Here is a 25,235-nt window from a genome sequence, read left to right on the forward strand (position 1 = left end):
GCCAGATGACGCACTTGGTCCTGCGCTCTATTCACCCCTTCACCGTAAACTGAAAATAAAGCTCTGACGCCGCAAACGCCGCGTCGAAAGCAGCCTGCTCTGCCGCAGTCATGCGTTCTTTCGCAGCGGCAACACGACTTGAAAGCGGCACATCACCTACCTCCAGCTGGTCTTCGTTCATCACGATGAGCCGGCCTTTGGTACGCCGTAGTAATTCATTGACAATTTCCCGGTTTGGCATCGTCGTTTTCCAGCCGTTGCTGATGACGTTGTAATCGAGCGTCGCCATCGCCACCAGGTCCGGATGGTTCATCATTTCCAGCCCCAGGCGCCTGGCGGTACCGTTGTGGCTCAGGTGGTGGGCCACTTTGTAGAAGACAGTCCGGTTGAGTAGGTCTTCGGTCAGGTGCTTGTCGCCGCTGCGGGCAGGCTGCGCCCAGTCGATACCATGCCAGCTGCGCCAGCTGCCGTATTCGGCGTCTCCCGGAAAAAGCATAACTCTTCCGCTTTCTTCGAACTCGATCGCCAGCGCCAAACTGAGGTTGTTGGTCATACTATTCACACGCAGCGCGAGCGACCCGGCGCTGTTGAGCCAATCGTCTCCGATCTGCCGCCATTCCGCGTTTTTCTGCTCGTAACGCTTTCGGAAAGGGTGGGAGGTATCATTCGGATCACTTAGAAACCGTTCCTCAAACGGCGCTGCGTTGGCAGGTGGCGAGTCGCCCGCCAGTACTGCCGCCGCAAAGGCATCGCTCTCAGCGAGGTTATGGGAATAGCTTTCTCCGTCTTCACCACTTTCGGTTTTGACGGCCTCCCAGGATGTGGGCGGGCCAAGGACATAAAAGCGGATACCCGGCGCGGCCGGAAAGCTCGCGATGATTTCGCCGGGATGGCAGAACCGGATCTTATTGTTCGCGATCTGATTCCGGACAATCGACATACCCTTGAGCATGCCGACGTACTCGCCGTTTTCATTGGCAGCAAACTGCAGTTCTGTGAAACCGCTCAGTGCCTGCGCGAAATGACGCCGGGCAGCCAGCTGGAAGGGCGAAAACCGGGTATCCGTACCCCTGCGCCCGGCAGTCATGCGGTTCCATTGATTACCCGCGAGCATCAGGGCTTTTTTCTTATCGCCGAAATCCTTGAGCCATTGCGAAGCCCGGGGAGCGGTTTCGTCTTCCGTCCAGGCCATCCAGGTTTGGCTGACCGTGAAATCCTGTCCGAATAGCGTTTGGCAGGCTTCGAACCCGTATACGTGGTCTTTGTGTTCGTGGGTGACGACAAGGAGGTCGACGTGATTATCGAGGTATGTTTTCAAATCCGAGACGTACTTCCGGAGTTTCTCTGAAGACCCCTGCCACGTGCCGCAGTCGATCATCATCCGGAAGGTCAGTACTTCCCCGGCAAAAAAACGAAGAGCGAAGCAGTCGCCCGTACCCATCCGGTACATCCGTACTTCGCAGTGAGTAATAGGAGAGGGAGGCATGGCGGTGTCAGTGTTGGTGGAGAAGGGCGAAAGGTTCGCCGCCGGTGCGGCCGTCGACCAGAAAAAACTGACTCAGCGGATTTTCCGTCTGAAGTGACTCTGCACCGAGATAGGCCCGCTGGGCACTTAGCCGGGCTTCGTTTAACTGAAGACTACCGGTCGTATGCGCGGATTCCTGATCGATCAGCGGTTTGCTGATGGCATACCGAAGGCTGAGGGTATCCAGGTCGAAAATCAGGGTACAGCCTCCCTTAAATGCCGTGTAGTTAGTTTTTCGGGCGACAGGCCCCAGCGTCTCCGGATCGAGGTGGCTCGTCTGAATGAGCGAAAAGACGACCTGGTTCGTCAGTGTTCCTTCCGGACCGACGCGGTTCACCAGCCGGAGGTTCTGTATTTCGAAAGAAGGAGGCTGTTGTTCCGCTTGCTGCCCGGCGGACGTCACCCCGACTTGCGCATAGTCTCCGTGAAAGGCAAGGCCGGTAATGTAGGAGAACATCGCCGATCCGGAAAATTTCGCCCCCAGACGGGCATGCAGGCCCGTTTCGTACTCCGGCGATCCCGTGATGAAACTTCGGGTAACCCGGTAGATTTCCGCTCTGTCATTCCGGTATTTAATCTGCTCTGCATAGTCGCGGAGGAAATCAATAAGCGCCATCATTGGATCGTCGCCCGTACGGTTCGGCTCCAGACGGATGTTGCGAACCGGTAGCCGGACGCTATCCACGCTCAGCGTCCGCAGTCCTTCCGGATAAATACCCCGCCGGCGGAACGCATCGATAAACGCCAGCCTGTAGTCGAGCCGGTCGTCGGCCACCAGCTCCATATCCGCCGTAATCAGTCCGCGGAGGTAGTCGCCGAAGGTAATGTCGATGGGCGGGCAGTAATCCACCGCCCGAATGCACATCGTCAGCACGTGCTTCGCCGCTTTGGCTGCTTCATCTGCCAGGCGGTTGACGAGGTCCGGGTGAATTTCCCCGTCCGGCAATACCCCACTGCCTCCCGACGCAATCCGCAGTAAATCAGACACCCGGGTGTCGTAGATATGCAGAAAGGCGTCGAATACGGCGGCCACGAGAATACTGCCCCGTGCATGGGGTTCGGTGACAGTCCGGTATTCGTCGGACGACGGCTGATGCGGTACCCATTTTTGCAGCACCAGGTCCCAGCCGCCGATGAAATCGCGCAGGCTTCCATACGAACCGATCGCCGTGCCGAATTCCTGCGCCAGCTGGCCGAGGAGGTTCTGACTGCTCAGGTTTCCCCTTGTCCGCGCGATCTGGTGGCGGAGTACCTCCGGAAACGAGAAATGCTGAAACAGCGCGACTATATCCGAAAACGCTTCGTGAAAGGCGAGTACATCCGGGTTAGTCGGTTCGTTGTAGTTCCGGTGCATGCCGTCGAGAATCGCGTGGGTCACCTCATGCGCAATGATATCGTGGCTCAGGCAGCTGAATACCAGTGAGTTCGGCATGATCAGCGTGTCGTTCGCGGGCGCCGCGGAAAAGTACCCGAAAAGGATGGCTTTTTTCGGAGGACTGTAATAGGCATTGGCCTCCCGCAGCGCGTGCGGATACAGGCGCAGTCGGGGGACGTATTCTTCGTACGGCGTTCCTTTCTTCCGCGAGTCGAGCAGTCGCGACGCCCACAGTATCCGGCGGCCCAGCGCCCGCTCGAAGTTGGCGATGGTCGTCATCGTCACCGCGTAAACCATCTGCTGGTGAAACCGCGGGTCGCTTTCGCTGGGGTCGAGGCCGTCCTGTGCCAGCACGAGGGGGCTGTTGAGGTCGAGGGCCTCGTAGTACCGCCCGACGGTCGGGTCATAATCCACAATCTCAATGTACTCACCTGCCAGTGGCTCCGGGAATTCTTCCCAGGCAACCTTGTATACGATGTTATTGATCCGGTTGGTGGCCAGTGTCTGGGAGAGGCTCGGGTCGAAGGCGTAGCCCCGGAGTTTCCGGAAGGCGGGGAGGTCGGGAGGGGAGTTGTAGGGCGACATGACGTGGGAGTGCTGGGCCGGTAGTGTCTCTTTTCCGCAGGTATACGGCGTACGCGCGGGATTGAATTTCAGGTTGAAGGTAGCGGTATGACTCCTTGCGGGCAACGGGAAAAATACCTGAAAGAAGGCCGTGTTTTTTCGGCCCGTCTACCCATCGAAAAGGTATTCCTTTTTCGGAAAACAGATGTCTTATACTGAGTAAACGGAAGCCTTTTTAGCGAACGGAGACATACCCGGTCATCAGCTCCGGCAGCTATCGGCAGAAAAAGCGCCATGCAGCTTCCCGGAAGCGGCTGGAACCCTGTATCTTCCGGTCCGAAATCCGTCCGGCAGCGCACTTGCCCAAACCTCTGAACCATGAAGCGTTTTTTCCTTTTTGTTATCTTACTTACTGTTACACTGGGCGCTACCCCCGACAAGATCACCTGGGTAGCCATCGGCGATTCCATTACGTACCTCAACGATCATCTTGACGAAACCGGCCACCGGGTGACAAAAGGGTACCTGACGCTTGTTTCGGAGCGCTATCCCCACGTCACGTATATCAACAAAGGGTATAACGGCTGGACGTCCGTCGGCATCGCCGAACAGATCGAGAAACTGGGCCTGGTACCGGCCGATGTATATACTGTTTTTCTGGGAACGAACGACTGGTGGCAGGGTAAGCCCGTCGGTACCCTCGCGGATTACGAACAGAATACCGGCACCGGCACCATCAGCGGCGCGTTCCGGATTATTATTTCCAAATTGCGCCAGCTGAACCCGAACGCGCAGATTATCCTGATGACGCCTATCCAGCGCGGAGACTTTGTCTACCTGACCAATTTCAAAAACAACGCATTCGGCTCGTATCAGCCGAAAAACGGACAGACGCTCGAGCAGGTGGCCGATGCCATCCGGGCCATCGGCAAACACGAACACCTGGCGGTCGCTGACCTGTACCACAAAAGCGGCATTACGCCGAAGAACGTCGTCCGCTACAAGCGCCTGCGCGATCCGGCCACCGGCGCCTACCGGAACTATACCTGGCCGGCGTATACCTCCGTGCCGTTTGACCCGGCGAAGGACGAATACCCGTACCCGGCCGACGCCATTGACCTTACCTACGACGGCCTGCATCCTTCCGATGCCGGCTATGAGCGGATTGCGAAGGTATTGGTGAAGAAGTGGAAGGGGTTGAAATAAGAAGCTATGCTGCACGCCTTCCTCCATACCACCCGCCTCTTTTCTGACGCCGAAATCGCTGAAATTGCGGCGCTCTTCACCCGGCGCGAATTGCGCAAGGGCGAGGCGTTTGTCCGGGAAGGGCAGCGCTGTACCGAGGTAGCCTTTGTTGAATCCGGGGTTTTTCGTTCCTACTATACCTCCGAAGCGGGAGAGGAGATGACCTATTGTTTCCGCTTTCCGGGTGATCTGATGGCCGCCTACTCTTCGTTTATTTCCGGAAACGAAAGCAGGGAAACGATGGAGGCGATTGGCCCTGCGGTAGTGCACGTCATCCGGAAAGCGGATGTAGACCGGCTTGCCGAACTGCCTTCCTGGATTCACTTCCTCAAAAACATCGCCGAAAATGAATACATGGAGCTCGAAAACCGCCTTTTTCAGCTTCAGCGGGTAAGCGCCCTGACGCGCTATCAGACGCTGCTGGAAAAGCAGCCGGAATATGTTCGCCTGATTCCCCTGCAGTTTCTGGCCTCGTACCTGGGCGTCACGCAGCGGCACCTCAGCCGCATCCGGCGTCAGCTTGCTTTTGGACAAATGTCCTGAATCCGAAGCTGTACAGGAGCCTACTTTTGCCTGACAATCGCAGTCAGACAAACATGAACATACTGATTATCAACGGGCATCCTGATCCGGATGCCTTCAACGCGGCCTTGGCGGAAGCATACAGAAACGGCGCCGTTGCGAGCGGCGCGACCGTCCGTGAACTGGTGATTTCCCGTCTTACCTTCGAGCCCAGTCTGCGGTTTGGCTACCGGCAACGGACGGAGCTGGAGCCGGATTTGCTGGCGGCATGGGCCGACATACAATGGGCCGACCACCTGGTCTGGATTCATCCGGTTTGGTGGGGCGGGCTGCCGGCGCTGACGAAGGGCTTTATCGACCGGTTGTTTCTTCCGGGAATGGCGTTCCGGTACCGGCCCGATTCGATCTGGTGGGATAAACTGCTGGCCGGAAAATCTGCCCGCATCGTCACGACGCTCGACCAGCCCGGTTGGTATTACCGCCTCTTTTTCCGCAGACCCAGCGTCAATCAGCTCAAGCGGTCTACGTTGGAGTTTTGCGGCGTCTCTCCTGTGAAAGTGACGTATGTCGGGACCGTTCGTGGCTCTACTGTCCGGCAACGGGAGCGGTGGCTGGAGAAAGTTCAAACCCTCGGTGCACGGCAACGCTAACGTTTGGTTCAGTTTTAACATAGAATAACGGCTGCGTCTTGGATTTTCGGCGCAGCCGTCTTCTTTTGCAGTAACCAATCCATTGTCTGATGAAACGCCTGTTTTTTCTCCTCTCCCTGTTGCCGGGTGCAGCTTTTTCTCAAATTGCGGTCAATGGAGTTTCGCTTGATTCCATTCCGGATCTGAAAGTGATTCAACTGATTGTCGGCAACCGGGATACCCGCCGGGATCAGGGTATTGTGGTTGACTACGGACAGGCGAAAGATGTATCCATCTCATCCCGGATTACTTTCGGGAAAAGCCGGGAATCCAAACAAATCCGCTCAACGGTAGAAGCGATCAACATCTTCGAAAATAACGGCTGGGAGTATGTCGACACAACCCTATTCCCTGTCCTGGGTACCGTTCCCAGTCATACACTTTACCTGACTTTCCGCCGGAAAAAAGATTCCGCTGCCGGTCGTTAACCGGAAGAAAGAAATGCCCGTGTTTTTTCCTATATTTTCCCAAAATCACATCTGAACCTTTACCTGCTTCATGAAACAGCTTTTCCTGTTCCTGCTCCTTTTGGCGGCGATTACAGCTTGTAAAAAAAGCGAGGACGCCCCCAAAATTCAGCCTGTTATGCTGGATAAAACCGACGTCCAGTTACATTACGACGAAACCTATCCCTTCAAACTGACACAGGGAGGGACAGATATCGACGAAACGACCTATGCCTGGGTTTCGAAAGACACGACTGTCGGTAAAGTGGATACCAAGGGTGTATTCTACGGCAATCACATCGGGGAGACGACCGTCACCGCTACTTCGAAAGATGGAAAGACGAAGGTGGAGGCGAAGGTGACCGTAACGCCGAAGACAACCATGTTCAAAATGCCGGTGATTGAATTCGGTTCTTCCAAGGCGAATGTCAAGAGCAAAGAAACCCGGGTGATGACCAAGGATTCCGCCAGTCTGGTTGTCTACCAGCCGGAAAACGCGAAGATCCGGCAGGTATTCTACTATTTTGAAAATGCCGCGTTAAAGGAGTCCTATGTGCTTCCCGGTAACACGACTGCACTTATCCAGGAAGCGGGAACGTACCTCGATGAGCGTTTTACTTACCTGGGGCAGGATAACGACGGAGCCTATTATTTTGAAGTTACGCCCACCGTGATTGCGGTCTATTTCTCCGATCAGAACCTCGGGCCCGCAATCGGTTTTGCTGCTTACAAAAAGGGCGGGCGACTACCTGCTCAACCCGGTCGTTCGGCGCGTTTTGCGTTGACTTTGCGACAACGGCCCCGCTAGCTAAGAAACCTGAGGGCGGCTCTGAGGGCCGCCTTTTTTTAACCTCGTCCGCCCATGAATACGTTTCTCCTTACCCTGTTTCTGACGCTGTCCCCGGTTTCCCGGGAAAAAACCGTCTTTATTTGCTATTCCCGCAGCGCTTATGCTTATCATGCCGACAGCCTTTGTCACGGTTTGCAGCGTTGCACGCATCAAATCTTCCGGATATCCCGCCGTCAGGCTGAGCAAAAACGGTATCAACCATGCAAAATCTGCTTCCGTGAGGCGGAACGCTGACCAACTTTTATCCTCCGGAAAACTGACTTTTTTCATTTTTCCGGAGGCGGATCATGGGGAATTTTGTGTCGTCAGACAGCCATACCATGATCCGATACATTTCAGCCGCGGAAGCGGTACAGCAGATAAGCTCCCACGAGCGCGTATTCATTCAGGCGGCAGCGGCAACGCCCATGCCGCTGATACAGGCCCTGGCCGATCGGGCCGGCGAAATCACCGGCGTGCACACCATTCACATGCACCTGGAGGGAGAGACGTTTCCGCTTGTCGAACCGGGCGTCCGCCAGTCGTTCCACCCCAATGCCATTTTTATCGGTACCAGCCTGCGGGCGGCTATCGCCGACGGGCACGCGCAATACCTGCCGATTTTCCTGAGCGAAGTACCTGCCCTGTTCCGGAAGCGGATCTGGCCGGTAGACGCAGCCCTTATCCAGGTATCGCCACCCGATCAGCATGGCTTTTGCTCGTTGGGAACCTCGGTAGACATTACCCGCGCCGCGGTGGAATCCGCCCGAAAGGTAATCGCGCTGGTCAACCCGCAAATGCCGCGGTCGCATGGCGACGGCCTCGTCCACATCCGCCAGTTTACGGCGATGGTATACGGCGAGCAGCCGCTGTATGAGCATGAACTGACAGAACCTACGGAAATTGAATCTGCCATCGGACGCAATGTTGCCGCGCTTGTGGACGACGGCGCCTGCATCCAGATGGGCATTGGCGGAATACCCAATGCGGTGTTGCAGTACCTGACCAACCACCGGAATCTCGGCGTTCATACCGAAATGTTTTCGGACGGGCTGCTGCCCCTGGTGGAGTCGGGCGTGGTCACGGGCCGCAACAAACGGGTGCACCCGGGCAAAATCGTATCGGCTTTCGCCGTCGGCAGCCGGAAATTGTATGACTTCATCGACGACAACCCCGGCGTAGCCATGCTCGACATCGGCTACGTCAACGATACTTCCGTCATCCGGAAAAATCCGAAAGTGACGGCCATCAACAGCGCGATCGAGATTGACCTGACCGGGCAGGTTTGCGCCGATTCCATCGGCACCCGGATGTACTCGGGCGTCGGCGGGCAAATGGACTTTATCCGCGGCGCGACGCTTTCCGACGAGGGAAAAGCCATCATCGCCATCCCGTCGGTTACGGCGCGGGGCGAGTCCAAAATCGTACCGATGCTGAAGCAGGGGGCGGGCGTCGTCACGACGCGGGCACATATACGCTACGTCGTTACCGAACACGGCATCGCCGATCTCTACGGCAAGAACCTGGCTGAACGGGCCGCTGCGCTGATCCGCATCGCACACCCGGATCATCAGGAAACGCTTGAACGCGAAGCGTTTCACCGCTTCCGCCAGCATGCCTTCGCGCTTTGAAAAGACAGTGAATTTCTATGGTGAATTTGAGTTTATGGCTGTAAAGAATACTGAATGCCGGCGGATGCTGGCATTCAGTGTATTACGTCGGCTTTTTATGTTTTTGCGGAACAATTGAAGCTTGAAGAATCTGGTAAACGGGGTTCCGTATCAATCCTTTTGTGCGTACTGAGTGTTTTTTGCAGGCTGTCTTTCCGGCAATCAGTTCGCTGTTCTCCAGGTCTATTTTACTCTTTTCAAGACAAATCGCTCCGGTAACAACCGCTCTTTCCTCGGTTGGTTGAAGACTAATCCTCCGGACTCGTGCAGGGTGACAACAAGCGTTTCCGATGCCGGATGATATTTCGCCAGAATCATGCTCCTTTTGCCGCTTACCTGTTCGGTCAGAAAGCCGCCCAGCTCGTCGGGGCGTCCGGACCGGGAAAGCGTGACTGAGCTTTTCCGATGAGCGCCGGTATCGGCATCTTTCCGTTCAAAAGAAGAATCGATGGTCTTTCCGTTTTTTTCAAATTCGTGATAGCCGGCAAGTACGGTAGAAGTAATGTTAGCCTGGTAGGTTCTTTTTTCTTTCCAGAGATAGAATCTTATTTTTTCGGATTTGCCGGCTTTGGTCGCCCACTCTCCTTCAAATTGATCCAGCCAGGGATCCTCATACGTTGCGCCGGGTTTGGGCAGCGGTTTTTCCTGCTGAGCGCTGGAATCAAGCGAAAGAAATAAGGCAAGTAGTGCAATTAATAATGACTTCATGTTGTGGTTGGTTTGCAGCGCACTTTGTCGGAGTATTGCTCCGATAACGGCAAAATGGATCGATTGTTTTGCCTTTCATCGGCTTTTGAAAGAAGACTCGGGAGGCAAAGACTGTTCTTTGCGAACACCGGGATCTGCACGAAGAAGCGATTTGTACCGCAACGCCGGTTTTTCAACAAAATGCCAGGAAACCCAGGCAAGCGGCAGGACCAGCACAAATGCGAGCAATATCTGTAGTGGAATCGGCATCGTTGCCCCGAAGTATTGAATAATTACCTGCTGGACCGGATACGCATAGATGTAAATACCATACGAAAGATCGCCGAATCTGCCGAAATCATTGAGGCGTCCGGGTATTGACGCGGCATAGATAACAAGATACGACAAACAGAAAAAACGTACCCAATGAATGGTAATGAGCGGTACCCAGCCCCGGATCGAGGAAGGATAATACATCCCCAGCCAGGCCACAATGGCAACTATTGCCCATGTGCCTTTCAACGGTATCTGCTCTCTGAAAATCCGAAAGATCATGCCCAGCATAAAAAACGTGCTGAAAATCACGAGTTGGTCGGGTTGCAGATGCACAATACGCAGTATTTCGTGACGGGCAATGGCATCATTGAACAGGCAGATCGAGAGAAAAAAGGCACAAAATAATCCGGCAAATAAATACCATCTCGAACGAAAAAACGGAACGATACACGCTACAAAGGCATATAACAATATTTCATAAGATAGCGTCCATAACGACCCGTTTACGCCCTGCGAAGGGTTGCCCTGAAACACCCCGGGAAGAACATGAGTAGTATGAGGAAATAACTTCAGATTATCCCAGAAAAACCACGTCTCCGGCATTGTTAAATACCGCCCCAGCGGGTAACTGGTGCAGATGCTGCCTACTAAAAGTATCGTGAACAGCAGCGAGCCGACAAGGCCCGGAAAGATACGGAGGAATCTCTTCAGCAGAAAAGTACCGGTATCGGCACTCTGAAGCCGGCTTTGAAGAATTGTATAACCGCTGATGACGAAGAAAACATAGACGGCTATTTGTCCGGTGGGAAAAAGCCCCAGGCTCGCCGTTTCGATCGGATCGGAAAAGCCGTTGAGCACATACGCGTGTCCGACGATGACCGCAGAAGCGGCTGCAAACCGCAGAAAGTGTGAATTTTTAAGCATGATTGATGGGGTTGAATTTCCGGACAACACTACTCAATCTATTGTGAAAAGTAAACCACGTAAAATGGGGATGGTATGCGCCGTAACTTTCTGTATATCGCGGAAGAAGCAGCGAGGTTATCGCCTGCACACGGTGCCAATCTGCGTCCTTCCGGGAGGCGTTGCGCACGCGTCGTTGGAAGGACAGCCCGTTATCATGTATCTTGCTTTTTTCTTGACAAACTAATCGTGTGAAAAAGCTCTTTACCGCCCTGTTGTTCAGCAGCCTGGCCGTTCATGCCCAGCAGACGCCGTCCTGGCTCCGCTATCCTGCGCTGTCTCCCGATGGAAAGACCATCGTCTTCACGTACAAAGGCGACCTCTGGAAGGTACCTTCTGTAGGTGGCGCCGCCACCCCGCTGACCTTCCACGAAGCGCATGACTTCATGCCGGTGTGGTCGCGCGATGGGAAGTCCATCGTCTTTGCCTCCGATCGGTTCGGCAACTTCGACCTGTTCCTCATTCCGGTGGACGGGGGAGAAGCCCGCCGGTTGACCTACCACTCTGCCAATGAGTATCCCTATGATTTTTCGGCCGACGGCAAGCATGTCGTCTTTGGTTCGGTCCGGCAGGATGTGGCAGCTAACCGGCAGTTTCCGACCGGCTCCCAGCCCGAGCTGTACCGCGTGCCGGTGGCAGGCGGTCGCGTCGAGCAGGTTTGGACGACTCCCGCAGAAGATGTCCGGTACAGTGCCGACGGATCCAAACTCGTTTACCACGATAAAAAAGGCGGAGAGAATCCGTGGCGGAAGCACCACGTATCGTCCATTGCCCGGGATATCTGGATTTACGACAGCAAAACCGGCAAGCATACCAAAATCACCAAATTCACCGGTGAAGACCGGAACCCGCATTTCGCCGATGGCGGCAAAAGCCTGGTCTACCTGAGCGAAGGAAACGGATCGTTTAACGTCTATAAGCTCGGCCTGGACGGAGCTGCGCAACCCCAGGCCCTGACCTCCTTCAAAAAACACCCGGTACGCTTCCTGAGCCAGGCGCAGGACGGTACGCTGTGTTTCAGCTATGACGGAGATCTGTATACGCTGAAACCGGGTTCCCAGCCGCAGAAAGTGGGTGTAACGCTCTCGGCCGACGCCCGGGTCAACAATGAAAAGGTACTGCCCGTTGCCGGTGGCGTCCGCGGAATGGCGGTCTCGCCGAACGGCAAGGAAGTAGCGTTTCTGTTCCGGGGCGAGGTATTCGTCAGCTCCCTCGAAGGCGGTATTACCAAACGCATCACCAATACGCCTGAGCAGGAAACGGACGTGAGTTTTTCGCCGGACGGCAAGTCGCTGATCTATTCCTCCGAGCGGGGTAACAGCTGGAAAATCTATGAAACGCGTATTGCACGGAAAGAAGAACCTTACTTCTATGCGTCGACCCTGATCAAGGAAACGCCGCTCATTGAAAACGAAAAGGAAAACTATCAGCCGCAGTATTCGCCTGACGGTAAGGAAGTTGCCTTTATTGAAGACCGCACGGCGTTGCGGGTGCTGAACCTCGCCTCGAAACAGGTCCGGACGTTATTGACCGATCAGGAATTATTCTCCATGCGGGATAACGACCAGTACTTCCAATGGAGCCCCGATAGTAAATGGATTTCGTTTGACTACGCGGTACCTGGTATTGCTCCCGGCGAAATCGGTATCGTACCTGTCTCCGGAAAAGGAAAAATAGTAAACGTAACCCAAAGCGGCTTCCAGGATTACCGCGCCAAATGGGTCATGGGCGGAAAGGCGCTGCTCTGGTTCTCCAACCGGGATGGTATGCGCTCCGCTGCGATGAGCGGCGGCAGTCAGGACGATGCCTATGCGGTTTTTCTGACGAAAGACGCCTACGACCGGTTTCAGTTGAGCAAGGAAGATGCCGCATTGCTCAAAGACATCGAGGAAAAGAACGCCAAAGCGGATACAACGAAGAAAAAGGCGACTGTTAAAAAAGACAGTACCCTGACGATCGAGTGGGAGGGACTCTCTGACCGGAAGGCTAAACTGACCATCCACTCCTCCTTCCTCTCCGACGCCCTGATCAGCAAAGACGGGGAGACGCTGTACTACCTGGCCCGGTTTGAGAAGGGGTATAACCTCTGGTCGACCAACCTCCGTACCAAGGAAACCAAAATGGTACTGCCCCTCAACGGCGGCGGAGGCCGGATGGTATGGGACAAGGATCAAAAGAGCATTTTCCTGAATACCGATGGCCGGATTGTGAAGATCGACCCGGCTGCGGGCAAGCAGGAAGGGATCGCAGTGAGCGGCGAAATGCTGCTGAATACGGCTCAGGAGCGGCGGTTTATGTTTGAACACGTGTGGCGCCGCACCCAGAAGACGTTCTACACCGGTGGTTTCCACGGTGTAAAATGGGAGAGCTACAAGCCTGATTATGAAAAGTATCTTCCACACATCGGAACCAACTACGAGTTTTCGGAGATGCTGAGCGAATTGCTGGGTGAACTGAATGTCTCGCACAGCGGCTCCTCGTACGTTGGCGGCGCAGCGAATGCCGATCAAACGGCTTCTCTTGGCGTTTTTTATGACTGGAATTACCGCGGAAACGGCGTCCGGATCGAGGAAGTGATCGCCGAAGGCCCGCTGGCAAAGGCCGGTCTGAATATTACTCCGGGAACGATCATCGAAGCGATTGACGGTGAGGCACTCGCCGCCGACCGCGACCTGGCGCAGTACCTCAACCGCAAAGCGGGCAAAAATACCCTGCTGACGGTTGTCGAAGGTACTAACCGCCGCGATGTGATTGTGAAACCGGTTTCTCCGGGCGAGGAAAGCCAGCTGCTGTACCGCCGCTGGGTCAAGAGAAACCAGGATGAAGTGGAAAAACTGAGCGGCGGCCAGCTGGGGTACGTGCATATTCCGGGAATGAATGACGGCGCCTACCGCATGACGTACGAAGAAGTAATGGGCAAATTCGCCGGTAAGAAAGGCATCGTCATTGACACCCGTTTCAACGGCGGCGGCGACCTGGTTGCCGACCTGGCCATGTTCCTCAGCGGCAAGAAATTCATGGACTATACGACGGATACCCGGAGTAACGGATACGAGCCGAATTTCCGGTGGACCAAGCCGAGTATTTCCCTGGCTAACGAGGCCAATTATTCAGACGGTCATTGCTACGCCTTCACCGTGCAGGAGCTGAAACTGGGTAAGCTGGTGGGCCAGCCGGTACCGGGTACCTGTACGTTTGCCGGCTGGGAAATGCTTCAGGACAACAGCATCCGCTGGGGCGTTCCGCCGCTGGGCGTGAAGGCCATGAACGGCAAATACCTGGAAAACTGGCAGACAGAACCGGATGTGAACGTCTGGAACGAGTATGAAGTCGTCGGAAAAGGAAAAGATCAACAGCTCGAAAAGGCAGTGGAGCTGCTGCTGACGGAAGTAAAAGGGGCGAAGTAGTTCGTTCCGCCATAAACAAGAACGGGCAGGGAAAATTTTCCCTGCCCGTTCTTGTTTATGGCGGTATTCCCGGGGAAACTACCGAAGCAGAATACGCTTCGAAAAACGCCGCTGGCTCGTTTGCAGGTTAATGAGGTACACGCCGCGCGGTACGTCGGCGACGTTGACGGTGATCTCCTTGTCGACCGATTCGATAAACTGGCTCGACTGGTAAACCGACCTTCCCTGCGTATCAAACAACTGCGTGGAGAGAATTTCGTTCTGCACGCCGAAAAGCTGTACAGACAGAAATGTAGTTGCCGGATTAGGGAAAACATACGCGTTCCAGGCTGCTCCCTCCGGCAAAATGACAGGATTCACGACGAGAGAATCAAAACGCAGTTCTTTCTGAAGCAGAGACACGTCGATTTGCTGAATGGGCTTCTCGGCAAGGAGGGACATGACCGCGGCAACGCCCGACGCCTGTCCGAGTTGCATGAAAACGGGTTCCATCCGTATCGAGCCGTAGGCGATATGACTGGAAGACAGGCAAACCGGAACCAGAAGGTTGGTACATTCAGACTCTTTCGGAACAATAGACCGATAGGAAACGGGATAGGGCTTTTTGACTTCCATCTGAACGTCGCCTTCGTTTTTGACCATTGCTTTTCCTTTATATGTCACAACGAGGCGCTGGACCTGGTGCGAGTCCATCATATAAGAGGCCTGGGCGACACCGTCATCGACTGATTCCGTACCCAGGCAGTTGGCTTCGGTCATGACGTAGTCGGAAACCATACGGCGGGCTTCGCGTACGTATAATTGAGGTGTAAAGTTGTTGTACCGGACATATTCGTCACGCGGATAGCCCCATTTCCGCATTTCCTGACGGATGGAAGCGGACACGCGCGTATCGTTCGCCAGAAAATACAGCAACCCCCTGATGTGATTTTCGTGCCGAAGGGCAATTTGCCCGCGGGTTTGGTAGTCGGCCTCCGGGTAGTCGTAATTTTCGCCGATAAGATCGGTTGAAAAAGGCCCGTTTGCGTTGATATCCCACTTGCGGTTCGGTAATGGTCTGAATGCGAGGTAGTCGCTGAGGGAGCGTTTCTCGGGTTGGGCAGCCATCAGCCGGAGTAGCAGCTCGTATCGCGCAGGGTCATAGTCCCCGGGCTGGGTGATCGGAACCTGATTGGAGGTTTCGTCGGTAAGGCAGATGCGGTAATTAAACGCCTGAATCCGGTGGTCGCCGGTTCCGCCCGGTTCCAGTTTCCCGTTTACCACGCCATAGATAAGTCCGGAAGAAGGCTGTCCGGGCACGATATAGGGATCTATGTTGTCGGGAAACTGATGCGGGTTATTCATCGAAAAGAAAAACCCGTTGTTTTTCTCCCGGTAGGTTTTGTTGGCTTCCCGGCCCACCGCATAGCTCACGCCGGCGCGGGCCATCAGGTCGCCTTCGTACGTACAGTCGACAAAAACACGGGCCAGTATGGTTTGCCTGACAGCGGGATTCGCAACCGACTCGATTTCGATAGAAGTAAGCCTTGTTCCGTCTTTCCCTATGCCCGCAAGGCGTTGGGAATACATCAGCGTCACCAGGGGAAGTTGTTTCAGAAACGATTGAAAAACTTCTTCGGCGGCGTGGGGTTCAAACTGGAACGCTTCCTTTTTCCGGTAGTAGGGACCCAGTCTCCGGTAAAACTCACGGGAAAGCCCCGTGATACTCTCCTTGTGTCCGACATCGGTAAAGCTGAGCCCTCCCGACGACATGCCACCCAGCATCGTGCCGGGTTCAATCAAAACAACTGTTTTTCCGAGTTTGGCAGCTGTATATGCGGCCATGACTCCGGCGGAAGTTCCTCCATAAATACAGATGTCGGCGGTGATGTGTGTGTCTGAAAGGGCGGGTGTTGAGAAAAAGAGTGAAAAAAAGAAGATAATAAGTTTACGGGGCGAAAGTACGAAGGCTTTCATTTTGGGGTGAAAAATAGTGAGTAATTCATCGCCTGGCGGTTGGACGGTGACAGTTGAGCTGCAGGAGGCGAATCTTCAGTCAACCAATTGAAAAACAGCGGCTAATATAGCAAAGAGAAGGCCGCGCGGAACGGGCTAACCGTAATTTAATCTCGACCGGCCAGGACATGGGAAAAGTGAAAAAAACTACTGAAAATATCTTGTCGGAAAAGGCATTTGAACTCAATTGCCGGTATGGATGATCAGGAGCCTCTCGGTTTCTCCGTCCAGCTGTCTGATAAGAAGACCATCAGCCGCCCACGCAGCAGTACGACCAGCGCCGGTGAAATCATCGTTTGGGCCAAGGCAATTGACGATGGCTGCGGGCACGCCGTATTCCCTTGCAATTTGCGGCAGTCGCTTCCACGCGGCGTCCATGCCCTTTTCCGTTTTGGCAACGCTGGCCAGATAGATACCCCGTTTATCCGCCAGGGCGTCGGACGCGTGTTGCGGTATGGAAATTTCATAGCAGATCGCCGGAATCAGCCATTCCTGTCCGATTTGAATGGCGGCCTCTGCAGTACCCGGCTTGAAAAACGGTTCCTCGTCCGGGTGCAGGTATTTCTTGGTATAGGTTTGACGGGGTTTTCCCGGTTGAAAAAAGACGAGACCGATGTGCAGACCTTTTTCACCGGTGACCGGCATACCCGCGCCGATGACGATTCCGGTGCGGTCTGCCCGTTCCTGAAACGGATCAAGAAACGCATCAGCCGCCCGCAACGCACAGGCAGGCGCGAGGCGTGGTTCATAGCCGGACAGAGACAATTCGGGAAAAACGATGGCATCTGCTCCCGCAGCTACAGCGTCGGAAACGAACGCGAGGTGACGTTCGCGGTTTGCGGGCAGATCTCCGGGAACCGGTCGGAACTGAGCAAGCGCGAGTTTCATGCAAACGTCAGTTTTTCAGGGACGGGATAGTCGATGAGTCGCGAAAAATCAACTTTCCAGAAATCGAGATCAAGCAAACGGCCGTCGGCGTCTTTTGTCAGTGTGATGACGACGTCTGTGCCGTCGCTATCGGTATACCGGGCCTGAATAATATCACCGGCGTAGGTATCCGGGTTTCCGCCGACGCTGATACTGCCCATTTTACCGCCCTCGTACTCGTCTACCTGCTCCGCATAGGGGAACGAATCGGGAGAGAGCCCGGCCCGGGTGAGAAGAAAGGCAATCAGGGTCTTTTCGTTTTCGCGAATGGGTCGTAAGTTGCTCATAAACAGTATTTATGGAAGAAGAAAGCAGGAAAGGTCCTTCCTTCAAACACACAAAATACGCACATTCATGAAGATCATCCCGGTTTTTACGGTGCAGAATATGAAGCGCGCGGTCGCTTTTTATACCGAAATACTTGATTTTGAATGTTGGGGAACGTGGCCGGAAGATACGGATCCCGCCTATGGCGTCCTGTTCCGGGATGGTGCGGAGCTGCATTTGTCGAGCTACCAGGGAGGGGGCTTTCAGTCAGGATGCGCGTATGCCGCTGTCAATGACGTCGACGCATTATTCCGGCTTTTTCTTTCCCGCGGCCTCGATACGTCTGCCAAACCCGATTCGCCGGTTCACCAGGGGCCGGTAGACCAGACGTGGGGCAACCGCGAGTTTTATGTCGATGATCCGGACGGCAACCGGCTCTGTTTCGGGAGACGGGCTTCCTGACCCCGAAGGGGTCGAACGCTGGTAACCCCGGGCGTCAGCCCGGGGACTACGAAGAGACCCGGGGCGCAGCCCCGGGCCAATACCATTCGACCCCTCCGGGGTCTGGATCCCTCAGTTCACCCGTTGCCGCTCCTCATCCGAATTCTCCGTCTTCCCCCGTTTCCGTATCTCCTTGCCAAACCGATATGTAAACGCTAGCGCTACCCGCCGGGTATCGTACTCACTATCGAAAGACGCTTCGGTACCTGCTAGCGCGACGGCATAGCTCCGGGCTTTCATGGTATAGAAAATATCGTCGACCGACAAACGGATACTTCCCTTGTCGTTCCATAGTTTCCGCATGATACCCGCGTTGACGCCATATCGGGAGCGGCGGATAATCTGCCCGTTTATGTCCCGTCCGTTGAATTGCCCGGTTAGCTCGCCGCTCCAGAGCTTCGAGAACTGAAACCGGTTGTAGACTGAAAACCGCGCCGTAAACGTACTGGGCGTCAGTTGCTGACCATAGATCTCCGACCGGATCAGCGCCATATGCGCTGCAGCTATATTGATGTTGCAATCCCAGCCTTTGACCGGATTCAGGGAAGTATTCCCCGACAGAATCATGATCTGTCCGGCGGCTACGTTGGCCGGTCGGGATATGAATGTTTCACCCACAACTTCCGTCGTCGAAAAAATGATATCCCGGAAACGTCCGTACCGAAACTGAAGTCCCCAACGCTGTCCATGCCGGTAAGAAAGTTCAAACTGGTTTTGAAAAGCCGGGAGCAGTGTCGGATTTCCTGTGGAATAGGAGTAGTTGTCGACGTAAAAAAGGAAGGGATTCAACTGATTATACCCTGGCCGGTTGATTCGCCGCGAAGCGCTTAGCGACAGCGTATGCCGCCCGGCACTGTCAAGCGAATAGCTGAATGTCCCGCTCGGAAAGAGGCTGCTATATTCCCGGTGAAACCTGCTGCCCTGTACTTCCCGGTTTCCCAATTGCCTGCCGGTGAGGTTGGTATGTTCCAGACGCAGTCCCACCTGCGCCTTCAGGCGTTTCCAGCTTTTGCGGGCGTTGGTGTAGACAGCCGATATCTGCTCATCATACAAAAAATGGTTGGATCGGGTATAGTCTTCTTCCGAGCCGACAAACGAACGGAAGTCGTTGTCATTGGAAGCCGAATTCCACTTCGCCCCTGCTTCAAAGGCCGCCGTTTTGGACAAAGGCAGCTGGTAGTCGGCCTTGGCGATGTACAGCGTGGTACGCGTCGGAAGCAGGTAGTGAAGCGCCGGTTGCCGGATCAGGGTATCGGTTTCGGTGTAACGGTCCGTCCATTGATTGCTTTCGTTTCTGAATGACAGGTAGTTGGCTTCGGCCGAGAGCTCATGCCCCGACTGCCGGAACCGGTGCTGAAAGTTGGCATATACCGATACATTGTCGCGGTCGCCGTCTGACGTCACACGCCCAAACCCGGTGGAATCTGCTTTCCGGGTGCGCGTGACGGAACGGTAATCCTGCCGGTCGTTTCGCGGGCGACTGCCCGTTTCGACCGAAATCCCCGCATTGGTACGTTCCGAAAAAGCATAGTCCAGTCCGAGCCGTGCGGTCAGCGAATGCGTCCGGGAGCGGTTTTCATTCCGGACGGTTACGTCCGAGCCGGAAGCAAGGTAGGTGCGGTTTGAGCGGTCGAGCGACCAATAATCATCCTTGCTGTAGGAAAAAATACCGGACAGCGAGAGCTTCCTGCGGTTGTAGTTCAATGTAGCAGACTGGCTCCCGCGCCCGACGATGCCCTGGTTGTAGTTGGTCGAAAAAGACCCGTAAATTCCTGCCTGCCGGTTGCGCCGGAGGCGGATATTAATGACAGCATTGCCATTGGCGTCGTATTTCGCCGATGGATTGGTGATGAGCTCCAGCCGGTCCAGCGCACCGCCGGGCAGGGACTTGAGATAGTCCGCCAGTTCCCTGCCGGAGAGATAGGTAGGCTTGCCGTCGATCAGCACCAGTACGCTAGACATGCCGTTGAGCCGTATTTCACCGTTTGGTTCGACGCTGACACCGGGTGTTTTTTCCAGGATTTCGAGGGAGTTCTGACTGGACGACCCGATCATCGCGTCGACGTTGACGATGGTTTTGTCCAGCTCGGTCTCGATGAGCGGTCGTTTCGCGGTGACGGTAACTTCCCGAAGCTGCTTGTCCCCGGCCGACAGGAGGATAATCGCCGGCAGGGCGATACGGGGATGGGCGGCGTCGACAGTCAGCGGTGTACTCACATACGGCTTCATACCCAGCGAGGTGATTTTCAGGACAAAAATGCCGTCGGGTACCCGTTCAAAAACGAAGGTCCCGCGGGAAGAAGTAACCACGCCATTGACCTGCGCGGAATCCCGGGCCGAAAGCAGGCGTACCGAAGCGCCGGGCAGGGGCTCCTGCCGCACATCCCGGACGGTCCCGCTGATCGATTGCGAAAAAACATAGCCGGGAAGCAGACAGCACAAAAAGAGAAGTATTTTCATGGGAGCAGATAGTTTGACTACCCCGAAAGTGCTCTCGTATATTCGCTGACGGAAAGAATCCGGGCGGACAGACAACCCGCTCTGACAAACACCGTTTTCCAGCGGATCAGCGAATTCGACAGCCGGAAACGGCTTTCCGTCCGTTATCACGCCGCGTTTGTCAGGAAAATGGATATCGGAACCTTCCCGTCTCACAGATTTGACCGGAAAAGGCAAAACCATGAGTGAAAAACATTCGTTTTTATACACGCCCACCAAAACGGTATATGTGCTGTTGCTGATTCTGGCGACGTTTCTGCTGTACCTCGTGACACGCACCTATACAGAGCGCATCACGATCTATGGTGACGAGCAGCTCGCCCTGTTTGCAGCTGTTCTTTTCGTTGGCGGAATTTTCGTCGGACGGGCACTTTCCGGGATCTGGATTCTCAAGCTCCGGCAGATTCCGCGCGATCACTGGGTCATTCTTCCGGTAATCATGGCGGGTTGCGTCGTAGCGGTTTTTATCGCGGCTGAGTTCCCGCTTCACGACCGGGTAGCGCTCAACCTGCTGCTATTCGGATTTCCGTACCTGATTTTCAGTATCTGCCTGGGAATCATCGTGAAACACCTGCGGACGGTCGTCCGACAGGAAATCCGTGACGTACGCGCCACCGCCGAACAGCGCGAAGGAGAACTCCGCGCACTGCAATCCCAGATCAGCCCCCATTTCCTCTTCAATACGCTTAATAACCTCTACGGCCTGTCCATCACCGACCACGAAAAACTGCCGCCATTGCTGCTCCGCCTGTCGGACTTGCTGCGCTACTCGGTATACGAAGCCAAGGACCTGTATGTTCCGCTTAATGAGGAGCTTAACTACATCCGGCATTATATTGAATTTGAGAAATTGCGGATAGGCGACCGCCTTCAGCTCGATATGACGATCGAGGATACCTTTCCGCCGGAAGCGCGTATCGCGCCAATGTTGCTGATCGTTTTCGTCGAAAATGCCTTCAAGCACTCGAAAAACACGACCGACGCCATCATCCGGATTGACCTGACAGTGAGAAGCTGGGGAAAGTCACTGCTGTTTTCGGTGAAAAACTCGCGGCAAACGGCTGAAAATGACGACACTAATGGTGGAGTAGGGCTTGAAAACGTCCGCCGCCGCCTCGGACTCCTGTATCCCGGTAAATACGACCTGACCATCGCCGAGGAAGAGCATTCGTACCTTGTGCTTTTACAACTTCCCGTATGATTCAATGCCTCATTGTTGACGACGAGCCCATCGCCCGGCAAATCCTCGAAACCTACTGCCGGCACCTGCCGCACCTGCACGTGGCGGCCAGTTGCAGCAACGCCCTGGAAGCCAAGACCGAACTGCAGAAACAGCCGATTGATATTCTTTTCCTGGACATCAACATGCCTGTGCTGGACGGGCTCGCGTTCCTCAAAACCCTCCGGAATCCGCCGCAGGTTATTTTTACGACTGCCTATAAGGAATTTGCGATCGACGCCTTTGACCTCGCTGCCTGCGACTACCTGCTGAAGCCCTTTTCGTTTGAGCGGTTTATCGTGGCCGTGGACCGGGCGACGGCCCTTCTTTCCAAACCCGTCGCAGTGACTGCCGACGTCCGCGCAGCGACGCCCGAGACGGTATTCATCCGCTACGAAGGAAAAATATACCACATCCGCCTCGACGAAATCCTGTATGCCGAAGCGGCCGGAAACAATACCCGGATTGTCACGGTGAAAGATACCCTGGCGCCGGTAATGACGTTTTCGGCTGTGGAGGCGCTGCTGCCGCGTCCGGCCTTTCTCCGTGTGCATCGTTCGTTCCTGGTAAGCCGGGCGCATATCGGCCACATCGAAGGAAACCGTATCTTTATCCGATCGCACGAAATTCCTATCGGGAATCACTACCGGGATGAGTTTTTCCGGGAAGTGGGGCTGAACGGGTAAGCTGCCGGCTCGGGGTTCGGGCGGGCGAAATCCGTCTTGCTCTTTCCCGCGCAGGTTTGCGGAGAGTCGCCTATGAAATCTATTTTACTGCTTCTGCCGTTTCTTTCTCTATTCACTTACGCGCAGAACCGGATCGCCACACCGCAGATTACCCACTACCGGAGCCAGGATTACCGGGCCGGTATGCAGAACTGGGATGTGGAACAGGACGCATCCGGCATTCTTTATTTCGGAAACAACGAAGGACTTCTCACCTTCAACGGCCGCTATTGGTCGGTACACCCGCTGCCGAACCGTACGGTAGTCCGCTCGGTGGAAATCGACGCAGACGGCCGGATTTTTGTCGGCGCGCAGGACGAACTGGGTTATTTCTTTCCCGACCGGCAGGGTATTCTGCGGTATCATTCCCTGCTGCCGCTGCTGCCTCCCGCAGACCGGAGCTTCAACGATATCTGGAATATTGTTATCCGCGGAAAGGATGTATTCTTTCAATCCCTTCGGCAGATTATGTGGTACCGGGACGGGAAAATGACGGTCTACAAATCTGCCTCCGCCTGGGCATACATGGGTATGGCCGGGCAACAGCTCTATGGCCAGGAACGGGGAAAAGGGCTTTTCCGCCTGTCCGGTACTACCTGGCAACCTGTCTGTCAGGATTCGCTGCTCGCGCGTTTCGGCGTGACGGGTATTCTGGAATCCGGCGCCGGAGATCTCGTCCTGACTACACTGAAAAAAGGCATTTTCCGCCTCCGCGGATCGATCCTGATTCCGTTGCGGACGGCGGTTGACGAAACCCTTCTGGCCGACCGGATTTATTGCGCCCTGCGGCTGGGCCCTGGCCGGCTGGCAGTGGGTACGTCGTCTGCCGGGGTATTCCTGCTCAATGAAGACGGTGCGGTTCTTGACCGCTACTCGGCCGCCGACGGCCTGCAAAGCGCTAATATCCGCGGTATGTGGCTTGACCGCGAGCAAAACCTCTGGCTCGGGCTCGACGATGGTATCGACCATGTCGCAATCAACAGCCCCATTCAGTACCTCAGCCCGGGCGGTAACGCGGCAGGGTACTCCCTGGCGATCCATGAAGGCAATCTATACGCAGGGATGTCTTCCGGGCTCTTTGTCGCGCCTCTCACCACCGGAGATCTTTCCAAAGGCCGTTTCAGTGAACTGGCAGCCGGAAAAGGGCAGGTCTGGAACCTGGAGGTCGTCAATAACCAGCTTCTGATGGGGCATGAAAACGGCCTGTATCGCGTAGAAGGCAACTGGCTTACGCCTGTCTACCTGCAAACGGGAACCTGGCTGGTTCGTCGCTATGCCGCCGATGCGTGGCTGGCGGGTACCTACCAGGGCCTGCGCGGACTTGGGTATCGCGATGGCCGTTTTCAGGACCGCGGGCAGATCGCCGGTATGAAAGAACCCCTGCGTTTTCTGGTAACGGATTCGGCCAGCGGGACCGTCTGGTCGTCTCACCCCGTCCGGGGCGTATTCAGGTTTCGATGGGATCGTTCAACGGGCCGCTACACGTCGATGGAATTGCTGACAGATAAACAGGGGCTACCATCGGCCCGGTACAATTACGTCTACAAAATCCGTGGGAAGATGATGGTAGCCACCGAGAAAGGTGTGTACGAATACCGTAGTGGCCGTTTCTTCCCGGAGCCAACGCTGAAGAAAGTACTCGGAACACGGCCGTTGCAATACCTGAAGGACGATCGCCTCGGTAACGTTTGGTTTGCGAGTGATAAACAGCTGGGGTACGTCGATTTTCGCAGGAAGGGCGATCCGGTGGTCTTTTTTCCGGAAATGAAGGGTCGGCTCGTGGGCGGGTTCGAGTTCATCCATCCCGTTGATGAAGAAAATATCTTCATAGGAAGTGACAAAGGATTCTTCCGTCTCAACTACCGCAAGTACCAGCAGGAAACCCGGAAACCCGGCGTATTGCTTGGCGAAATCCGCATCACCAGTGTAACGGATTCGCTGGTATTTGGCGGATACCGGATGAAAGAAGGTAAAATGTCTGATATACAGGGAGACAGGTTGGTCCTGGCTGCCGGAATGAACTCGCTGCACATTGAGTTTTCCTCGCCGCCGTCGGCCTTGCAGAATACGGTAGAGTTCAGTTATCAGCTGGAAGGTTTTGACCGCGGATGGTCGGCCTGGGGTCCCAAACCGGAAAAAGACTACACCCGTTTGCCCTGGGGATCTTATGTATTCCTGGTAAAAGCACGAAACAATTTCGGAAACGAGTCACCGGTATTGCGCTATGAAATCGAGATACTGCCTGCCTGGTACGAAGGGTATGTGGCCTGGCTGGTGTATGCAATACTCACCGGTGGTTTGTTGTTCCAGCTTTTCACCTGGCAGCGCCGGAAACACGTCCGCAAGCAGCAGCAATTGCAATACCTGCACCAGCTGGAGATGGATCGCTCGGAAAAGGAGATCGTCCGCCTGAAAAACGAAAAACTCGAAGCCGAGATGGACTTCAAAAACCGCGAACTGGCCACGATGACCATGCAGCTCGTCCAGCGGGGTGAAATACTGGTGAAGGTGAAGGAAGTGATTACCTCCTGGGTGAAGAAGCAGGATGCCAAAGACAGTGCCCTGAGTTTCAGGCAGGTACTGCGCCTCATTCGCGACGTGGAGAGTAAAGATGCCGACTGGGGGCAGTTTACCCTTCATTTTAATACTGTCAACGAAGATTTCTTCGTCCGCCTCAAGGATCAATACCCCGAGCTGACTCCGAACGACCTGAAGCTCTGCGCGTTTCTGAAAATGAACCTGTCGTCGAAGGAAATTGCCCGCCTGATGAACGTCACGGTCAAGGCCATCGAAGTGGGCCGCTACCGCCTCCGGAAAAAACTCCAGCTTCCGGCAGAAGCGAATCTGTATGAGTTTTTGACGGGAGTGGGGAGGGGGTAGGGTTTCGGTTTTCAGTTTGCGGTT

Annotated in this window: 20 protein-coding genes; 11 read left to right on the plus strand and 9 right to left on the minus strand. The window is 55.0% G+C overall.

Translation table 11 applies throughout. The annotated features are described in order from the left end of the window. Positions 1–31: 31 nt before the first annotated feature. Together BLR09_RS14335 and BLR09_RS14340 are read right to left on the minus strand one after the other, a co-directional pair. Positions 32–1,486, minus strand: a complete 1,455-nt coding sequence (locus BLR09_RS14335; RefSeq protein WP_143011096.1) for a ComEC/Rec2 family competence protein — start codon at positions 1,484–1,486, stop codon at positions 32–34. 7 nt (positions 1,487–1,493) lie between these two features. Beyond that, the gene (locus BLR09_RS14340; RefSeq protein WP_093203509.1) at positions 1,494–3,590 is read right to left on the minus strand and encodes a gluzincin family metallopeptidase; all 2,097 of its coding nucleotides are present in this window, start codon (positions 3,588–3,590) and stop codon (positions 1,494–1,496) included. A gap of 252 nt (positions 3,591–3,842) precedes the next feature. Here BLR09_RS14340 and BLR09_RS14345 point away from each other — a divergent pair, with 252 nt between their 5' ends. The 5 genes from BLR09_RS14345 (at position 3,843) to BLR09_RS14365 (ending at position 7,174) form a co-directional block, all read left to right on the plus strand. Then, on the plus strand, positions 3,843–4,670 hold the full coding sequence (locus BLR09_RS14345; RefSeq protein ID WP_093203512.1) for an SGNH/GDSL hydrolase family protein: 828 nt from the start codon (positions 3,843–3,845) through the stop codon (positions 4,668–4,670). Positions 4,671–4,676: 6 nt separating this feature from the next. Next, the gene (locus BLR09_RS14350; protein ID WP_093203515.1) at positions 4,677–5,252 is read left to right on the plus strand and encodes a Crp/Fnr family transcriptional regulator; all 576 of its coding nucleotides are present in this window, start codon (positions 4,677–4,679) and stop codon (positions 5,250–5,252) included. A 53-nt stretch (positions 5,253–5,305) separates the two neighbouring features. Further along, positions 5,306–5,881 carry an NAD(P)H-dependent oxidoreductase gene (locus BLR09_RS14355; RefSeq protein ID WP_093203518.1) on the plus strand — a complete coding sequence of 192 codons (576 nt, stop codon included), beginning with the start codon at positions 5,306–5,308 and terminating at the stop codon, positions 5,879–5,881. Positions 5,882–5,970: 89 nt separating this feature from the next. Next, positions 5,971–6,348, plus strand: coding sequence for a hypothetical protein (locus BLR09_RS14360; protein WP_093203520.1), 378 nt, complete (start codon positions 5,971–5,973; stop codon positions 6,346–6,348). Between the two features lie 70 nt (positions 6,349–6,418). Then, on the plus strand, positions 6,419–7,174 hold the full coding sequence (locus BLR09_RS14365) for an Ig-like domain-containing protein (RefSeq protein ID WP_093203523.1): 756 nt from the start codon (positions 6,419–6,421) through the stop codon (positions 7,172–7,174). On the opposite strand, the gene BLR09_RS14370 is transcribed toward BLR09_RS14365, so the two are convergent. Next, on the minus strand, positions 7,175–7,486 hold the full coding sequence (locus tag BLR09_RS14370; protein WP_093203525.1) for a hypothetical protein: 312 nt from the start codon (positions 7,484–7,486) through the stop codon (positions 7,175–7,177). A 50-nt stretch (positions 7,487–7,536) separates the two neighbouring features. Between BLR09_RS14370 and BLR09_RS14375 the strand changes: the two genes are divergently transcribed. Next, positions 7,537–8,826, plus strand: coding sequence for an acetyl-CoA hydrolase/transferase family protein (locus tag BLR09_RS14375; RefSeq protein WP_093204238.1), 1,290 nt, complete (start codon positions 7,537–7,539; stop codon positions 8,824–8,826). Positions 8,827–9,048: 222 nt separating this feature from the next. Here the strand turns inward: BLR09_RS14375 and BLR09_RS14380 are convergent, their stop codons facing one another. Together BLR09_RS14380 and BLR09_RS14385 are read right to left on the minus strand one after the other, a co-directional pair. Next, on the minus strand, positions 9,049–9,573 hold the full coding sequence (locus tag BLR09_RS14380) for a DUF6705 family protein (RefSeq protein WP_093203528.1): 525 nt from the start codon (positions 9,571–9,573) through the stop codon (positions 9,049–9,051). Positions 9,574–9,648: 75 nt separating this feature from the next. Then, complete coding sequence (locus BLR09_RS14385) at positions 9,649–10,752, minus strand: acyltransferase family protein (RefSeq protein WP_093203530.1); 1,104 nt, start codon at positions 10,750–10,752, stop codon at positions 9,649–9,651. A gap of 230 nt (positions 10,753–10,982) precedes the next feature. Here BLR09_RS14385 and BLR09_RS14395 point away from each other — a divergent pair, with 230 nt between their 5' ends. After that, the gene (locus BLR09_RS14395; RefSeq protein ID WP_093203535.1) at positions 10,983–14,198 is read left to right on the plus strand and encodes a S41 family peptidase; all 3,216 of its coding nucleotides are present in this window, start codon (positions 10,983–10,985) and stop codon (positions 14,196–14,198) included. Positions 14,199–14,276: 78 nt separating this feature from the next. Here the strand turns inward: BLR09_RS14395 and BLR09_RS14400 are convergent, their stop codons facing one another. The 3 genes from BLR09_RS14400 to BLR09_RS14410 all read right to left on the minus strand — a co-directional run bounded on the left by BLR09_RS14400 (position 14,277) and on the right by BLR09_RS14410 (position 17,407). Next, positions 14,277–16,154 carry an FAD-dependent oxidoreductase gene (locus tag BLR09_RS14400; protein ID WP_093203538.1) on the minus strand — a complete coding sequence of 626 codons (1,878 nt, stop codon included), beginning with the start codon at positions 16,152–16,154 and terminating at the stop codon, positions 14,277–14,279. A 222-nt stretch (positions 16,155–16,376) separates the two neighbouring features. Next, on the minus strand, positions 16,377–17,081 hold the full coding sequence (locus BLR09_RS14405; RefSeq protein ID WP_093203541.1) for a carbon-nitrogen hydrolase family protein: 705 nt from the start codon (positions 17,079–17,081) through the stop codon (positions 16,377–16,379). After that, entirely contained in the window at positions 17,078–17,407 is a 330-nt protein-coding gene (locus tag BLR09_RS14410) for a DUF6984 family protein (RefSeq protein WP_093203543.1), read from the minus strand. Before BLR09_RS14410 ends, BLR09_RS14405 begins: the two co-directional genes overlap by 4 nt. On the opposite strand from BLR09_RS14410, the gene BLR09_RS14415 reads away from it, so the two are divergent. Beyond that, positions 17,388–17,849 carry a bleomycin resistance protein gene (locus tag BLR09_RS14415; protein WP_093204240.1) on the plus strand — a complete coding sequence of 154 codons (462 nt, stop codon included), beginning with the start codon at positions 17,388–17,390 and terminating at the stop codon, positions 17,847–17,849. The two genes, BLR09_RS14410 and BLR09_RS14415, sit on opposite strands and share 20 nt — an antisense overlap. Positions 17,850–17,960: 111 nt before the next feature. Here the strand turns inward: BLR09_RS14415 and BLR09_RS14420 are convergent, their stop codons facing one another. Then, positions 17,961–20,348: an outer membrane beta-barrel protein gene (locus tag BLR09_RS14420; protein WP_176785556.1), complete on the minus strand. Its 2,388-nt coding sequence runs from the start codon at positions 20,346–20,348 to the stop codon at positions 17,961–17,963. Between the two features lie 220 nt (positions 20,349–20,568). On the opposite strand from BLR09_RS14420, the gene BLR09_RS14425 reads away from it, so the two are divergent. From BLR09_RS14425 to BLR09_RS14435, 3 genes are all read left to right on the plus strand, one after another. Then, entirely contained in the window at positions 20,569–21,588 is a 1,020-nt protein-coding gene (locus BLR09_RS14425) for a sensor histidine kinase (protein ID WP_093203548.1), read from the plus strand. After that, positions 21,585–22,292 carry a LytR/AlgR family response regulator transcription factor gene (locus tag BLR09_RS14430; protein WP_093203551.1) on the plus strand — a complete coding sequence of 236 codons (708 nt, stop codon included), beginning with the start codon at positions 21,585–21,587 and terminating at the stop codon, positions 22,290–22,292. Before BLR09_RS14425 ends, BLR09_RS14430 begins: the two co-directional genes overlap by 4 nt. A 72-nt stretch (positions 22,293–22,364) precedes the next feature. Beyond that, positions 22,365–25,211, plus strand: coding sequence for a triple tyrosine motif-containing protein (locus BLR09_RS14435; RefSeq protein WP_093203554.1), 2,847 nt, complete (start codon positions 22,365–22,367; stop codon positions 25,209–25,211). Positions 25,212–25,235 lie beyond the last annotated feature (24 nt).

Origin of the sequence: Siphonobacter aquaeclarae (assembly GCF_900103285.1) — a bacterium.
GTDB lineage: Bacteria > Bacteroidota > Bacteroidia > Cytophagales > Spirosomataceae > Siphonobacter > Siphonobacter aquaeclarae.